We start from the raw sequence: 15,355 nt of genomic DNA, 5'->3' as shown, positions 1-15,355 counted from the left end.
GAGCGCCACGATGTCGAGCCAGTCGGACAAGCACCGGGTCTTCGCGGCTCTGCACCGGCGCCCCGGCGCCTTCGTGATCCCCAATCCCTGGGATGCCGGCTCGGCCCGGATCCTCGCCGGCCTCGGCTTCGAGGCCCTGGCGACCACGAGCGCCGGCTACGCCTTCTCGCTCGGCACGCTCGATTCCGCCGCGTCCCTCACCCGCGAGGGCGTGATCGCGAACGCCCGGGCGATCGTCGAGGCCACCGACCTGCCGGTCTCGGCCGACCTCGAGGACGGGTTCGGGCGCGACCCGGAGACCTGCGCCGAGACGATCGCGCTGGCCGCCGCGGCCGGCCTCGTCGGCGGGTCGATCGAGGACGCCACCGGCGACCCCGCTTCGCCGATCTTCGACCTCTCCCTTGCGGTCGAGCGGGTCGCCGCCGCGGCGGAGGCGGCGCGGCGCCACCCCTTCCTGCTCACCGCGCGGGCCGAGAACTTTCTCAACGGCCGGCCCGACCTCGACGACACGATCCGCCGGCTCCAGGCCTTCGAGGCCGCCGGCGCCGACGTGCTCTACGCGCCGGGCCTGCCGGATCTGGCGGCGATCCGCGCCGTCTGCGCCGCGGTCTCGCGCCCGGTGAACGTCGTCATGGGTCTTGCCGGCGCGGCGTTCACGGTCGACGACCTCGCGCAGGCCGGGGTCAAGCGGATCAGCGTCGGCGGCTCCTTCGCCCGCGCCGCCCTCGGCGGGTTCCTGCGCGCCGCCCGCGAGGTGAAGGACCATGGCAGCTTCACCTACGCCGCCGAGGCGGCGTCCGGGGCCGAGTTGCGCGCCTTCATGCGGCGGGAGCCGCGCTGAGCGGGGCCGGCGCCGTTCCGAAACGGGGATGTCCAAGTCAGGAGCCGGCGCGATCCTCGCGCCGGACCATCACTGCAACCGGATCCTCGGCCGCCGGGCTCGGAGGACCCGGAGCGCCCCCGCCTACGCGCCCTTGAGGGTCGCGTCGAGGCTGATCTTGGCGTTGAGCACCTTCGAGACCGGGCAGTTCTTCTCGGCCACGCCGGCGAGCTCGTCGAACTTCGCCTTGTCGATGCCCGGGATGTCGGCGGTGAGGGTCAGGGCCGATCGGGTGATGGTGAAGCCATCGCCGTCCTTTTCCAGGGTGACGACCGCCTCGGTGCGCATCTCGTTGGCGGTGAAGCCGGCGCCCTGGAGCTGGAACGCCAGCGCCATGGTGAAGCAGCCGGCATGGGCCGCGGCGATCAGCTCCTCGGGATTGGTGCCCGGCTCGTTCTCGAAGCGGGTGTTGAAGCCGTAGGGATTCTCGGACAGGACGCCGGACTGCGTCGTGAGCCGGCCCTTGCCGTCCTTGCCGCTGCCCTGCCAGACGGCGCTCGCCTTGCGGTTCATGCTGGAATCTCCTGCCGGCGGGCTGCCACGCGGCCCCGCCGCTCCGGAACCTAGGGGGCGATCCCCGACGTCAACCCGTCTCCTCGTCGCCGGGCCCGTCGATCACCCGGCGGGCGAGGTCGAAGCCGAAGCCGGCCCGGGCCATCGCGGCGAGTTCGCGGGCGCGGCCCTCCGGCGTCGCCGTCCCCCGGCGCCACGGCCCGAGCCGCTTGCGGCGGGCGAGGGTGCGGGCGGCATTCTCCTCGTCGTCCTCGCCGGTCTCCGCCGCCAGCGCCTCGCCGACGGTGTCGCGATCGACTCCCTTGGCGGCAAGCTTGGCGGCGATGGCCCGGGCCGAGCCGCCCCGGCGGCGCAGGGAGCGGACCTTGGCCTGGGCGAAGGTCGCGTCGTCGACGAGGCCGGCGCGGCAGGCGCGCTCCACCACCGCCTCGACCATGGCGCGGAACGCCTCCGGCTCGCCGGCCCCGGCGCGGCAGCGCGTCTCGACCCGGCGCAGCAGGACCCGGCGCAGCATCTCGGCCGAGGCGGCGTAGCGTTCGAGGTAGTGCAGCGCCGAGCGTTCGAGGCCGGCCTGGGTGATCGGGCGCACCGGCCGCGCGCCGTCCTCCGCCGTCCTCCCCGGACGCCTCGCCCTCAAACCGCCATCCGCGCCCGCTTCATCCTTGGGCGGTTCCGGCCCGCGCGACCGGCCGGCCTCGGACGGGGATCGATGACGGCGCCACTGCACAGACGGCTATCCTCCTGGGTGATCGCCGGCCTCGTCGTCGCGGCCCTGGCCGGCCTGGGAGTCTGGCTCTCCCGCCCGCCGGTGCTGACGGTGGCGGTCGGGCCGCGCGACGGCGTCGAGGCGCATCTTCTCGACGCCTACGCCGCCGCCCTGGCCCGCAACCACGAGGATATACGCCTGCGGGTTGTCCATGGCGACGACGTGCGCGAGAGCGCCGCGGCCCTCCAGTCCGGCCGGGCCGACCTCGCGGTGGTGCGGCCGGACGTGCGCCTGCCCGAGAACGGCCTGACCCTCGCGGTGCTGAGCGAGGAGGCCCTGGTGATCGCCGCACCGGGCGGCAGCGACCTGCGCAGCCTGCCCGATCTCGGCGGCCGGCGCCTCGGGCTCGTCGCCCGCCACGGCGCCGACCACGCCTTCCTGGCCGGGCTGCTCGGCTTCTACGATCTCGCCGCGGCCCCCGCGGGGCAGGCCGGCACGCCCGGCGCGGTCGCCGTCGTGCCGCTTCGCCTCGACGAGGTCGCGGCGGCCCTGGCCTCCGGGCGGATCGATGCGGCGGCGATCGTCGCCGCGCCGTCCTCGGCCCAGGCCGCCCACCTCGTGCGGGCGGTGGAAGCGGCCTCGGCCGGGCGCGAGGCGACGCTGCTGGCGGTGCCGGACGGCGAGGCGATCGTGCAGCGCCTGCCCGCGTTGCAGCCGGTGACGATCGCACCCGGCACTTTCGGCGGCCGTCCGGCCCGCCCGGCTGAGGATGTCCGCACCGTCGGCGCCTCCTACCGGCTGATGGCCCGGGCCGGCCTCGACCGCGACGACGCCGCCCTGGTGACCCAGCACCTGTTCGAGCTGCGCTCGCGCCTCGCCGCGACGACGCCGAGCGCCAACCTGATGAAGGCGCCCGCCTTCGACAGCACCGCGGCGGCGACGAGCGCCCGGCTGCCGATCCATCCCGGCGCGGTCGACTATTTCGAGCGCGAGCAGCAGACCCTGCTCCAGCGCTACGAGGACTGGGTCTACCTGTTCGCCTTCCTCGGCGGCGGACTCGGCTCGGCCGGTGCCTGGATCGGCCAGCGCCTCGCCCGCGAGAAGCGCGCCCGCGTCGATGCGGTGCTCGACCGGCTGCTCGCGATCCTCGCCGAGGCCCGGGCCACGACCGACGACGCGGTGCTGGCCGCCCTGGCGGTCGAGATCGACGGCCTCGTGGTCGATGGGGTGCGCCACGCCCGCGACCACGCCACCGATGTCGGCACGATCAGCGCCCTGATCCTCGCCGTCGACGCCGCCCGCGCGGCGGTCGCCGATGGCCGTCGAGACGCCCCGCCGCGGGAGCGCGCCGCCCGGGTGCTGGGCCTGCATCGCGCCGGGGCCTGAGCCCGTCCCGCCGAGGGTTGCGCCGCGTCGACGGGTCGGCGTAGCTCCGCACGCGGTTTTCGGGAGAGTTCAGCCATGGCCAGCGGGTCCTGCCTCTGCGGCAAGGTCGGGTTCGGCGTCGAGGAGCCGCTTCCCGACCTCTATCAATGCCATTGCTCGCTGTGCCGGAAGGTGACCGGCTCGTCCCACCACACCGCGCTGGTGGTGCCCCTTCGTCAGTTCCGATGGCTGCGCGGCGAGGCGCTGATCCGCTCGTTCGTGCGCGAGACCGGCTACCGCAACGACTTCTGCACCGTCTGCGGCAGCACGGTGCCGAACCTCATGCGAACCGGCGACGCGATGTGGATTCCGGCCGGATCGTTCGACGAGCCGATCCCGTCCCGGGTCGGCCGGCACCTGTTCGTGGCGTCGAAGGCGGAATGGGACGACTTTGACGACGGAGCGGAGACGACTGCACGGCAATGACCTTGCGTCAGTAAAAGACTTTCGCCAGGATCCCCGCGCTGGATGGACCTTCCTCTCCGCGACAGTCCCTGGGCATGGGGACCCGCGGCAGCGTTCGCCGGCTGCCGCCTTCGAGCAGGCCCAAAAGGGGAAGGGGGTGAGAGATGTGATCGGGTTCCCGATCCTGACGGTCACCGTCGCCAGGAACGCGAGCGGATGGTCAGTGACCATCACGCTCGCAATCTGGTAACCATCCAGAAAAGAGGATCCGCGGAATGCCAGTCCGCGGGTCCACGCCCAAGGTAAGGCCGATCCCGCCTCGGCGCAATGGCGAGCCTCACGCGATCAGCCGGTCCCGCGCCCGCAGGGCGGGAAACAGCCTGCCCCACAGCCCCGCCACCACGAGGGTGGCGACGCCGCCGACGACCACCGCCGGGGCGGCGCCGATCAGGGCCGCGAGGGTCCCGGACTCGAACTCGCCGAGTTCGTTCGACGCGCCGATGAACACCGTGTTGACCGCCGCGACCCGGCCGCGCATGGCGTCCGGGGTCTCGCCCTGGACGAGGCTCTGGCGGATGTAGACGCTCACCATGTCGGCGGCGCCGGTGACGAACAGGCAGGCCATCGACAGCGGCAGCGCCGTCGAGAGACCGAACCCGACCGTCGCGGCGCCGAACACCGCCACCGCGATCAGCAGCCGCGGCCCGGCCCGGTGGGTGAGCGGGCGATAGGCGAGGAACACAGCCGTCGCGACCGCGCCGAGGGCCGGCATGCTGCGCAGCAGCCCGAGGCCGAGCGGGCCGACATGCAGCACCTCCTGGGCGAAGATCGGCAGCAGGGCGGTGGCGCCGCCGAGCAGCACCGCGACGAGGTCGAGGGTGATCGCGCCGAGCACCACCGGCTGGCTCCTGATGTAGGTCAGGCCGGCGAGCAGGGTCGCCCAGGTGACTGGCGGGCGTCCCGACGCGGCCGGCGGCGGCGGCCGGATGCCCGCGATGGCGACGGCCGCGAGGCCGAAGCAGGCGGCGGCGGTGCCGAACACCACCGCCGGGCCGAGGGCGTAGAGCAGGCCGCCGACGGCCGGCCCCGACACCGCCGCGCTCTGCCACAGCGACGAGTTCCAGGCGATCGCGGTGCCGAACTGCTCGCGCGGCACCAGCGTCGGCAACAGCGCCTGGGTCGCCGGATTGGCGAAGGCCCGCGCCGTGCCGACGAGGATCGTCAGCGCGTAGACCGGCCAGACCGGCGCCAGATGCGCGAGCGCCAGCGCGGTGAGGCCCAGAGCCGCCACGGTGAGCAGGCCGTAGGCGAGGGCCGCGACCCGGCGCCGGTCGTAGGCATCGGCGACGTGGCCGGTGACGAGGGCGCCGAGCATCGCCGGGGCGAAGCTCGCGAGGCCGACGAGGCCGAGCGCCAGGGCGCTGCGGGTGAGGTCGTAGACGAACCAGCCGAGCGCCACCGCCTGCATCTGGTAGGCGAGCCCGGTGAGGAAGCGGGCGGCGCCGAAGCGGCGGATGTCGGGGTTGTGGAACAGCGTCCGGCCGGACGCGGCGGGGGCGTGCATCGGTTCGTCAGGGCTGGAGGGCGGCGCGGGCGCCGCCGGCTGCGGGCAGGGCCTCGATGGCGTCGCGCACGAGGCCGGCGGTGAGAATCTGCGGCAGCACGGTCACGCCGCCGCGCCCGTCGTAGAGCAGGTAGAGCGGCACGCCGGAACGCCCATGCGCCTCCAGCACCCGGGTGATCTCCGGGTTCTGGTTGGTCCAGTCGCCGCGCAGCAGCACGACGCCGCGGGCGGCCATGGCCTCGCGCACCGCCTCGCTGCGCAGCGCCAGCCGCTCGTTGACCTGGCAGGTGATGCACCACGCCGCCGTCATGTCGACGAGGACCGGCCGGCCCTCCGCGCGCAGGGCGTCGAGGCGGGCCCGGGTGAACGGCTCGGCGCCTCCCGCCACCGCCACGGCCGGCGCGGCGCGGTCCCGGTCGAGCACCGAGACGAGGCCGCCGAGGAGCGCCACCGCCGCGACCGCCGCCGCGACGGCGAGGCGGCGGCCGAGAGGGCCGGCCGCCCGACCCTGGTCCAGGGCGAAGGCGCAGACGCCGACGAGGACGAAGCCGAGCAGCGCCGCGAACAGCCCGCCGGACCCGACCTGCTGGCTCAGCACCCAGGTGAGCCACGCCACCGTGGCGTAGAGCGGGAAGGCCAGGGCCTGCTTCAGGGTCTCCATCCACCGCCCCGGCCGCGGCAGCCGGCGCAGGGCCGCGGGCCACGCGGTGAGGAGCGCGAACGGCAGGGCGAGGCCCAAGCCCAGGGCGGCGAAGACCGCGAGGCAGGTCGCGGCGTCCCGGGTCAGGGCGAAGCCGACCGCCGCGCCCATGAACGGCGCGGTGCAGGGCGTCGCGACGACGGTCGCGAGCAGCCCGGTGAAGAACGACCCTTCGAGGCCGGAGCGGCGCGCCAGCCCGTCGCCCATCCCGGCGAAGCCGGCGCCGAACTGGAACGCCCCCGACAGGCCGAGCGCCATCGCGAACAGCCCGTAGGCGAGACCCGCGACGACGAGCGGCGACTGGAGCTGGAACCCCCAGCCGATCCCCGCGCCGCCCGCCCGCAGGGCGATCAGCGCGCCGGCCAGCGCCAGGAACGCCGCGAGCACGCCCGCCGTGTAGGCGAGGCCGTGCAGCCGGATCCGCGCTGGGCCCTCGCCCGAATGGCGCACGAGGCTGAGCACCTTGATCGACAGGACCGGGAAGACGCAGGGCATCAGGTTGAGGACGAGCCCGCCGAGCAGCGCCAGCAGCACCGCCCCCCACAGGCCCTCCGGCGCGTCGGCCGGGGCGGGCGGCGGTGACGGGCTCCCGGCGGCCGTCGAGGCGCCCGGGACGGTCGCGGCCGGCGGCTCCCCGAGGGCGTAGGCGCGCCGCTCGCCCGCACCGGTGCGGAACGTCAGCACGCCGTCGAGGGGCGCGGGCCCCTCCCCCGAGGCCGGCTTGAGGCGCAGGCGCAGGCCGGCCGCGTCGACGGACGCCACCTGCGGGGCGGCATTCTCGAGCGTGGACTCGCCGTAGGGAAACAGCGCCACGTCGCGGATCGCATCGCCGGCGAGATCGGGTGCCGTGACGGTGAGCACCAGCGCGTCGCCCTCGCGGGCGCCGTGCCAGGGCCAGGGCGCCGGCCGGGGCAGCTCGGCCCGGGCGGCGGCGAAGACCTCGCGGGTGCGCGGGTCGGGCCGGACGCTGGTCCCCGGCAGCGCGACCGGCAGGCTCGCCGACACCGTCGCCTCGCCGGGCACGCATTCGCGCTCGCAGACGAGGTAGGACACCTTCGCCCGCAGCGCGACCGGCCCCGGCGGCAGCACCTCGGGCGGGGTCAGCAGGACGGTGAGAACCGTCTCGCCCTCGTAGCCGTAGTTCATCAGGTCGGCGACCGGGATGCGCTCCGGCGCCGGCCACGCGATCGGACCGGCGGAGAAGCCGGCCGGCAAGGTCCAGGCGACCTCCGGCGGCAGGCCGGAATCACCCGGGTTGCGCCAGTAGACGTGCCAGTTCGGCTTCATCGTCAGGCGAACGCCGACCGTGAATGGCTGGCCCGGCTCGACCGCGCCCGGCTCGGCGAGGAGATCGACCCGCACGAGATCGGCCGGACGCGGGCCGGCTCGCGGCGCCTGCGCGAGGGCGGAGCCGGCCGCCGCCGGGAGCAGCGACCAGGCGATCAGGGCGAGAGCCCGCAGACGGCGCAGCGAGAGCATCATGGCTTCCCTTAGCGGGACTCGGGCCGGCACGCGAGGCGCCCGCTGTCGCGCCGGAGGCCGACGATGGCCCTCGGGAAGGACGTTCTCCAAACGGGCCGCGCGACAGCAAAGAGCTTCTCCGAATCGCCGAAAAATCGAAAACTCCCATCCATTGCCACCACTTAGGCCCGGCACCTACATACAGCGTCCAAGGCGGATCCTCGGCCCGGCGGTGATTTTCGATGCTTGACGACGTCTTCGACCCCTTCGGCGAGCGTCTCGACCCGCGGGCCCGCGACGGCCGCCCGGCCGAGCCGCGCTCGCCGGCCGGAGCCCGGAGCCTGCGCCGCCGCTACGCCGCCGGCGCCGCCCTGTTCTGGGTCGTCGCGGCCGGCCTGCTGATCGCCCGCGGGGCCTATTTCGACCGCGGCACTGCCTTCGGCACCGACGCGCCCGAGCAGGTCGCCTCGTCGAACCAGTTCGTCGTCCGGTAGCACCGCTCCCCCCGCAAGCGGGGCCATGACCCCGCGTCCGTCCTCCTGTACACCGCTCCCGACGGAGCGAGGGAGCCGGGCGTGGCGGATCAATCGGGCATGGTCAGGCTCGTACCGGGTGTCGTCCTGTGCGCGGGCATCGCCGCGGCGGCCAGCGCCGTCCAGGCGGCGGAGGAGCACGTCTTCGACCATCCCTATGTCGAGGCGCTGGTCATCGCGATCCTGATCGGCATCGCGGTCCGCTCGTCCTGGGATCCGGGCCCGGCCTGGCGGGCCGGCATCGCCTTCAGCGCCAAGCAACTGCTCGAAGTCGCGGTGGTGCTGCTCGGCGCCTCGATCAGCCTCGGGGCGATCCTCGGCTCCGGGCCGGCCCTGCTCACCGGAATCGTGGTCACGGTCGCGCTGGCGCTCGGCGCGAGCTACGCGCTCGGTCGTCTCCTCGGCCTGCCGGCGCGGATCTCGGTGCTGATCGCCTGCGGCAACGCCATCTGCGGCAACTCGGCGATCGCCGCGGTCGCGCCGGTGATCGGCGCCAAGGGCGACGAGATCGCGTCCTCGATCGCCTTCACGGCGATCCTCGGCGTGCTGATGGTCCTCGGCCTGCCGCTGCTGATTCCGCTGCTCGCCTTCACGCCGGCGCAATACGGCGTGCTGGCCGGCCTGACCGTCTACGCGGTGCCGCAGGTGCTCGCCGCCACCGTGCCGGTCAGCCTCGTCAGCACCCAGATCGGCACCGTGGTCAAGTTGGTGCGGGTGCTGCTGCTCGGGCCGGTGATCCTGATCCTGTCGCTGCTGGCGCCGCGCCTGCGGCAGGACGGAGCGGCCGCGACGGCCCGGCCCGGCTTCTCGCGGCTGGTGCCGTGGTTCATCATCGGCTTCCTCGCCCTCGCCGCCGCCCGCTCCCTCGGCCTCGTCCCCGACATCGCGGTCAAGCCGCTGACGCGCACCGCCAGCCTGCTGACGGTGGTGTCGATGGCCGCGCTCGGCCTCGGCGTCGACGTGCGGGTGGTCGCCCGGGTCGGTGGCCGGGTCACCCTCGCGGTGATCGCCTCCCTGGCGGTGCTGCTCGCCATCGCGGTCGCGCTGGTTCTCGCCGTCGTCTAGACGGAAACTATCTGCAGGCAATGGCTTTCGCAGCAGAACGCCGAGTGCGGGATCCCCTCTCCCGGCCGGGAAGGAGCAGGCGCGATCGAGGACCGCGCGAGGGTGGAGACGGTGCCGGATCAGGTGACAGCGGTCGAGCCGCGCAGCTTAACCGTTCTACCAACGGTCATCGACAATGACCTCTGGTTCTGCTCTCCAACTTCCGCCAAGCCTATGGCTTGGTTCCGGAATCTCGGGATGGGTTGACGGCCCCGTCGATCTCGGGCCTGCCCGAGGACGAACCGATGCGTTGGCATCTTGGGCCGTTGGGATCAGCGTCTCGTCCTGAAGCCGAGCCGCCCTCACGCGCGATCGTCGATCGCCTGTCCCCTCTTCCACTCGGGAGAGAGACCAGCGCCAGGACGAAGATCGTCTTCGATGGTTGCGACGGGCGCAGAATGAGCCGCGACCCCGTTCCATCCGCGAGGGACGGCCATGCCGGCGAGCACCGGACACGGATTCCGGACGATTCCTTCCGAAGCCCGTCTCGAGGCACGCGCGGCGCTTGAGCGAAGCCGAGTTTCGCATCGCGAAAGCGGTCCTGAGGGGATCGCCGAGCGATCGATCGCAACTCGTCGGATACGACACGCCGACAGCCGGCTCGATCAGCAGACGATCGCCCATCCAGGCAGAAAAGAGATTTCCCAAACGACTGTCAACTCACCGTGGCTCGACGGTTGACGTAGTTATATGGGTGGTCAGGGTTCGTAGCTCTACGGAGCTGCGTGCACCTCATATCGTCGGACCATCTCGCACCATGATCCCCTGATCCTCGCGTCGTAGAAGTCGAAGCTCGGGGTTATCGGTCGTGCCTCCGACGCTGCGAACTCAATGCGCATCGGTCTCGGGAGTAGCGTGTCGAGGGTCTCGCGTTTCCATGCGATCCAAGGGACCCTCATGCTGGCATCACACCTGCGGCTCGATGAACGCCATGTCGTGAGAACCTCGGACGGCAAGCACAACATCCTCATCGACAAGGACCTGCTCGTCTCGATCCTGAAGAAAGCCCTCACCGCGGTGAACGTCGACGACGAGTGGTATCTCGATCGCTATCAGGATGTCAGGACCGCGATCGCCCGCGGCGAGTTCAAGTCGGCGCGCGACCATTTCGTGCGCTTCGGCTATCTCGAAGGCAGGCTCCCCTACGCCATCCCGGTGGACGAGGCCTATTACCTCGATCACAACCCGGACGTGAGAGCCGGCATCGAGGCCGGTGCGCTGCCCGATGCGGCGACGCACTTCTACATGTCGGGCGCATCGGAGGGGCGCCTGCCCTCCGAAGGATTCACGCTGTTCATCCTCGGCTGACCGATCGGTCCGCCCGCTGACCGGGCACCGCCTGAGCATCGAGCCGGCATCCTGATCGTTCTGGCGCCACACCCGCGGCGAAGCCTTGCGCGGACGGCCGAACCCGTGGCTTCCCTGTCGGGCGCGGAGGCGGAAGGAACGATGCTGCCAGAGGTGTTCGATCTGACGAGCCTGCGGGCGCTCTATGCCGGCGGCGCCACGCCGCTGGACGTGGTCGCGATCCTGGCCGACCGGATGGCGGCGGCGGACCCGGCGGCGTTCATCACGCCGGTTGCGCCCGATGCCATGCGGCGCGAGGCGGCGGCGCTGATGGCGCGAGCGCCGGAGCCGAACTCGCTGCCGCTCTGGGGCGTCCCGTTCGCCGTCAAGGACAACATCGACGTCGCCGGGCTGCCGACCACCGCAGCCTGCCCGGACTTCGCCACCACGCCCGCGGCCGATGCCGCGGTGGTGGCGCGCCTGCGCGCCGCCGGCGCCCTCGTCACCGGCAAGACCAACCTCGACCAGTTCGCCACCGGGCTCAACGGCACCCGCTCGCCCTACGGCGCGCCGCGCAGCGTGTTCGATCCGGACCACATCTCGGGCGGGTCCAGCTCCGGCTCGGCGGTCGCGGTGGCGGCGGGCCTCGCGGCCTTCGCGCTCGGCACCGACACCGCCGGCTCGGGACGGGTGCCGGCGGCGTTCAACAACCTCGTCGGCGTCAAGCCGACCCCGGGCCTGCTCAGCACGTCCGGGCTGGTGCCGGCCTGCCGCAGCCTCGACTGCATCTCAGTCTTCGCCCTGACGGTGGGTGACGCCTCCGCGATCCGGCGGGTCGCGGAGGGCTTCGACCCCGCCGATCCCTATTCCCGCCGCGCCGCGCCGCAGCCGCTCCCGGCCGCCCCGCGGGTCGGGATCCTGGCGGGAGCCGAGCGCGAGTTCTTCGGCGACGACGGCACCGCGGCGCTCTACGATGCCGCCGCGTCGCGCCTCGCCGCCCTCGGCTGCACCCTGGTGCCGTTCGACTACGCCCCGTTCCGGGAGGCGGCCGAAATGCTCTACGACGGCCCCTGGGTCGCCGAGCGTCTCGCCGCGATCGAGGATTTTCTCGGCCGCCACCCCGATTCCGTCGATCCGGCGGTGCGGGCCATCGCCGAATCGGCACGCGACTACTCGGCCGTCGACGCCTTCCGCGGCCAGTACGCCCTCGCGGCCCTGCGCCGGCGCACCGAGGCGACCTGGGCCGAGGCCGACATCCTGCTGCTGCCGACCGCGCCGACGACCTACACCGTCGCGGCGATGCAGGCCGACCCGATCCGGCTCAACAGCCGGCTCGGCCGCTACACCAACTTCGCCAATCTGCTCGACTGCGCGGCGATCGCGGTACCGGCGGGCTTCCGGCCCGACGGATTGCCGGCCGGCGTCACCCTGGTCGCCCGGGCGTTCCAGGACGAGGCGCTGGCGCCGCTCGCCGACGCCCTGCACCGGGCGGCGGCCCCGGGCCTCGGCCGCGACCGTGCCGCCCCGCTGCCCGAGGCGAGCCGGGTCCAGGCGGCGGCGGAGGACCGGCTCGAACTCGTGGCGGTCGGTGCGCATCTCTCGGGGCTGCCGCTCAACCATGAATTGACCGGCCTCGGCGGGCGCCTCGTCGGCGCGGCCCGCACCGCCGCCGATTACCGGCTCTACGCCCTGCCCGGCACGGTGCCGCCGAAGCCCGGGCTGGTGCGCGAGCCCGGCTTCGCCGGCCCGGGCCTCGCGGTCGAGGTCTGGAGCCTCGACCCGGCCGCGTTCGGCCGCTTCGTCGCGGCGATCCCGGCGCCGCTCGGGATCGGCCGCATCGCCCTCGACGACGGCCGCGTGCTGCCGGGCTTCCTGTGCGAGGCCCATGCGGTGGCGGGAGCCGAGGAAGCGACGGCCCATGGCGGCTGGCGGGCCTTCCTGGCGGCGCGACGGGGGTAACGGCTCTCGGACATCCTGCCGGGATGCGGCGCGCTTCGCGTCGACCGGCCGGCGGGTCCCTGTCCCCGCGGGCCGACCCCGGCCAGACGATTTTCGATGGATCGCTCGGCGATCCTGCCGGATCGCTCGGCGATCCCTGCGGGATCATGGCAATTGCTGCGCGGGCTGGCGGTACGATTTTCGGAACTGATCGTCCGACAATCGTATCAGTGGCGCACGCGCATCCCGGCGGCCGCGATCATCGGTTCCTCGTTCCGGGCGCCGCGGCCCGGGATGCCGATGACGCGGCCGAGATCCTCGGGGCGCGGCAGGCGGGCATGCGAGGTCCGCATCACCGTGAGGTTGGCCAGGATGTCGTCCGGGAACGGCGCCACCCGCCGGGTCGCGCCGTCGATGTGCAGCGACAGGTTCTCCGAGGTCGCCGCGACCCAGCCCTCGAAGGCGTGGCGGATCTCGGAGTAGAAGTGCAACCGCTTGTCGTCGAAGTCGATGAGCTGGACCGTGACCCGGACCCGGTCCTCCAGCGTCAGCTCGCGCCGGTAGCGGACATGGGTCTCCGCGGCGAAGAAGGTGGCGTTGCGGCTGGCGCTGTAATCCGGCCCGAGACCGACGATGCCGAAGGCTTCGTCCACGGCCCGGTCGAACAGGACGTGGTAATACGCCATGTTGAGGTGGCCGTTATAGTCGATCCACCCGGGATCAATCGCCTGGGTGGACGAGACGAACGGCGCGAAGAAGAAGATCGAGGCGGAGTGCTCTTCGACCATGACGCGGCTCCCGGGTGGACGCGGCCTGGATCGGGCGGGACCCTCGGGTAGCACGACGCAGCACGTCGTGCACCCCCCGATCATCCTCGACCTTGAGGCAAGGCGATGGCAAGGCGCGGCCGCGATCGCAGGTTGTGTCCGCCGCAGCCCTGCCCCGGCGCGCGGGCGGGTGTGCGGCCTCGCCTCTCCCCGATATGCCGCGGCGGCCGCCTCTGGTAGATTCCCCGGCAAAACAGCCCCGGGGCACGGGCGTGCCCCGGCCCGGGAGGTCACGAGAGCCATCATGAACGCCCCCATCCCCACGCCCCGCCCGCGCCCCGACCCCGAAACCGTCGCGACCGTCACCCGCGCCCTGACCGAGCGGTTCGGCGACCGCGCCGTCACCGGGCAGGCGGTGCGCGAGCAGCACGCCAGCACCCTGACCTGGGTGCCCAACCAGCCTCCGGACGTGGTGGTCTACGCCCACAGCACCGAGGAGGTGCAGGAGATCGTCCGTCTCTGCGCCGCCCACCGGATGCCGGTGGTGGCGTTCGGCACCGGCACCTCCCTCGAAGGCCACGTCAACGCGCCCTATGGCGGCGTGTCGATCGACCTGATGAGCATGAACCGGGTGCTCGCCGTCCATGCCGAGGATCTCGACTGCGTCGTCCAGCCGGGCATCACCCGCAAGGCGCTCAACGAGCACCTGCGCGACCAGGGCCTGTTCTTCCCGATCGATCCGGGCGCCGACGCCTCCCTCGGCGGCATGGCGGCGACCCGCGCCTCGGGCACCAACGCGGTCCGCTACGGCACGATGAAGGACAACGTTCTGGCGCTGACCGCCGTGCTGCCGAATGGCGACGTCGTCCGCACCGGCTCGCGGGCGCGCAAGTCGTCGGCCGGCTACGACCTGACCCGCCTGATGGTCGGGTCGGAGGGGACGCTGGGCATCATCACCGAGCTGACGCTTCGCCTGTCGGGCATCCCGGAGGCGATCTCGGCCGGCATCTGCCCGTTCCCGACCATCAAGGCGGCCTGCGACGCGGTGATCGTGACGATCCAGTCCGGCCTGCCGGTGGCGCGGATCGAGCTCCTCGACGAGGTCCAGGTCGCGGCCTGCAACGCCTATTCCAAGCTCGGCCTGCCCGAGAGCCCGCTGCTGCTGCTCGAGTTCCACGGCACCGACGCCAGCGTGCGCGAGCAGGCCGAGCGCTTCGGCGAGATCGCGGCCGAGTACGGCGGCGGCCCGTTCGAGTGGGCGACCAGGGCCGAGGAGCGCACCCGCCTGTGGCAGGCCCGGCACGACGTGTACTGGGCCGCCACCGCCCTGCGGCCGGGCGCCAAGGTCATCGCCACCGACGTCTGCGTGCCGATCTCGCGCCTCGCCGAATGCGTCGACGAGACCAAGCGCGACATCCTCGACAGCGGCATCCTGGCCCCGATCGCCGGCCATGTCGGCGACGGCAACTTCCACACCTCGCCGCTGGTGATGATGGACGACGCCGACGAGATCGCCCGGGTCACCGGCTTCATCGAGCGGCTGGTGCAGCGGGCGATCGCCATGGAGGGCACCTGCACCGGGGAGCACGGCATCGGCCAGAAGAAGATGCGCTTCATGGAGATCGAGCACGGCCCCGAGGCCCTCGACCTGATGCGCACCCTCAAGCGGTCGATCGACCCGGACGGGATCATGAACCCCGGCAAGGTCGTGGCGGTGTGACCTTCTAAGAAGCACAGGAGGTGTGGGTCTCTCCTCTCCCCGCGGGCGGGGAGAGGCCTTCGCCCCCCTGGTCGGGGCGAAGGGAGCCCGAAGGGCGAGGGTGAGGGGGTTTCTCCGGACGAGACTACTCCAGCCTCGCCCCCTCACCTTCGGCTGCCGCCTCGCTGTGTCCCCGACAAGGGGGGACACAGCCCTCTCCCCGCAAGCGGGGCGAGGAGAATGCGCACGAGCCGAGACGCCTAAGCAGACTTGCCTTGACAGGCCAACGCTTCGTCCGCTTAGGTTGTTGTTTTGTCGCAGATATTTGTCGCAAAATCAGCGGCCGCTTTTGCGAAATCTGGTTAGCCTCGGC

At 72.8% G+C, this 15,355-nt stretch carries 13 protein-coding genes; 8 read left to right on the top strand and 5 right to left on the bottom strand.

Going from position 1 to position 15,355, the window contains the following annotated elements; genetic code table 11:
- Nucleotides 1–10: 10 nt before the first annotated feature.
- Nucleotides 11–841 (top strand): isocitrate lyase/PEP mutase family protein, encoded by an 831-nt coding sequence (locus tag EOE48_RS12085; protein WP_127729273.1) that lies wholly within the window; start codon nucleotides 11–13, stop codon nucleotides 839–841.
- 123 nt (nucleotides 842–964) lie between these two features.
- Here EOE48_RS12085 and EOE48_RS12080 read toward each other — a convergent pair whose 3' ends face one another.
- Both EOE48_RS12080 and EOE48_RS12075 read right to left on the bottom strand, forming a co-directional pair.
- The gene (locus EOE48_RS12080) at nucleotides 965–1,393 is read right to left on the bottom strand and encodes an OsmC family protein (RefSeq protein WP_127729271.1); all 429 of its coding nucleotides are present in this window, start codon (nucleotides 1,391–1,393) and stop codon (nucleotides 965–967) included.
- A gap of 70 nt (nucleotides 1,394–1,463) precedes the next feature.
- On the bottom strand, nucleotides 1,464–1,982 hold the full coding sequence (locus EOE48_RS12075; protein ID WP_425463654.1) for a regulatory protein RecX: 519 nt from the start codon (nucleotides 1,980–1,982) through the stop codon (nucleotides 1,464–1,466).
- Nucleotides 1,983–2,102: 120 nt separating this feature from the next.
- Here EOE48_RS12075 and EOE48_RS12070 point away from each other — a divergent pair, with 120 nt between their 5' ends.
- Both EOE48_RS12070 and EOE48_RS12065 read left to right on the top strand, forming a co-directional pair.
- Entirely contained in the window at nucleotides 2,103–3,485 is a 1,383-nt protein-coding gene (locus tag EOE48_RS12070; protein WP_127729269.1) for a TAXI family TRAP transporter solute-binding subunit, read from the top strand.
- 75 nt (nucleotides 3,486–3,560) lie between these two features.
- Nucleotides 3,561–3,950, top strand: a complete 390-nt coding sequence (locus EOE48_RS12065) for a GFA family protein (RefSeq protein WP_127729267.1) — start codon at nucleotides 3,561–3,563, stop codon at nucleotides 3,948–3,950.
- A gap of 316 nt (nucleotides 3,951–4,266) precedes the next feature.
- Here EOE48_RS12065 and EOE48_RS12060 read toward each other — a convergent pair whose 3' ends face one another.
- Nucleotides 4,267–5,493: an MFS transporter gene (locus tag EOE48_RS12060; RefSeq protein ID WP_127729265.1), complete on the bottom strand. Its 1,227-nt coding sequence runs from the start codon at nucleotides 5,491–5,493 to the stop codon at nucleotides 4,267–4,269.
- A gap of 7 nt (nucleotides 5,494–5,500) precedes the next feature.
- Complete coding sequence (locus EOE48_RS12055) at nucleotides 5,501–7,672, bottom strand: protein-disulfide reductase DsbD family protein (RefSeq protein ID WP_187371395.1); 2,172 nt, start codon at nucleotides 7,670–7,672, stop codon at nucleotides 5,501–5,503.
- 224 nt (nucleotides 7,673–7,896) lie between these two features.
- Here EOE48_RS12055 and EOE48_RS12050 point away from each other — a divergent pair, with 224 nt between their 5' ends.
- From EOE48_RS12050 to atzF, 4 genes are all read left to right on the top strand, one after another.
- Nucleotides 7,897–8,148 (top strand): hypothetical protein, encoded by a 252-nt coding sequence (locus tag EOE48_RS12050; protein ID WP_246154195.1) that lies wholly within the window; start codon nucleotides 7,897–7,899, stop codon nucleotides 8,146–8,148.
- Between the two features lie 99 nt (nucleotides 8,149–8,247).
- Nucleotides 8,248–9,252, top strand: coding sequence for a YeiH family protein (locus EOE48_RS12045; RefSeq protein ID WP_127729263.1), 1,005 nt, complete (start codon nucleotides 8,248–8,250; stop codon nucleotides 9,250–9,252).
- Between the two features lie 936 nt (nucleotides 9,253–10,188).
- Nucleotides 10,189–10,599 carry a hypothetical protein gene (locus tag EOE48_RS12040; protein WP_127729261.1) on the top strand — a complete coding sequence of 137 codons (411 nt, stop codon included), beginning with the start codon at nucleotides 10,189–10,191 and terminating at the stop codon, nucleotides 10,597–10,599.
- Between the two features lie 141 nt (nucleotides 10,600–10,740).
- The gene (atzF, locus tag EOE48_RS12035; protein ID WP_127729259.1) at nucleotides 10,741–12,537 is read left to right on the top strand and encodes an allophanate hydrolase; all 1,797 of its coding nucleotides are present in this window, start codon (nucleotides 10,741–10,743) and stop codon (nucleotides 12,535–12,537) included.
- 206 nt (nucleotides 12,538–12,743) lie between these two features.
- On the opposite strand, the gene EOE48_RS12030 is transcribed toward atzF, so the two are convergent.
- Nucleotides 12,744–13,304, bottom strand: coding sequence for a thioesterase family protein (locus EOE48_RS12030; protein WP_127729257.1), 561 nt, complete (start codon nucleotides 13,302–13,304; stop codon nucleotides 12,744–12,746).
- Nucleotides 13,305–13,587: 283 nt separating this feature from the next.
- Between EOE48_RS12030 and EOE48_RS12025 the strand changes: the two genes are divergently transcribed.
- Nucleotides 13,588–15,003: an FAD-binding oxidoreductase gene (locus EOE48_RS12025; RefSeq protein WP_127729255.1), complete on the top strand. Its 1,416-nt coding sequence runs from the start codon at nucleotides 13,588–13,590 to the stop codon at nucleotides 15,001–15,003.
- Nucleotides 15,004–15,355: the final 352 nt, after the last annotated feature.

The organism is Methylobacterium oryzihabitans (assembly GCF_004004555.2).
In the GTDB taxonomy this organism is placed as follows: domain Bacteria; phylum Pseudomonadota; class Alphaproteobacteria; order Rhizobiales; family Beijerinckiaceae; genus Methylobacterium; species Methylobacterium oryzihabitans.
Note: the sequence above shows the minus strand (reverse complement) of the source record. Positions and strands in the feature narration are given on the sequence as shown.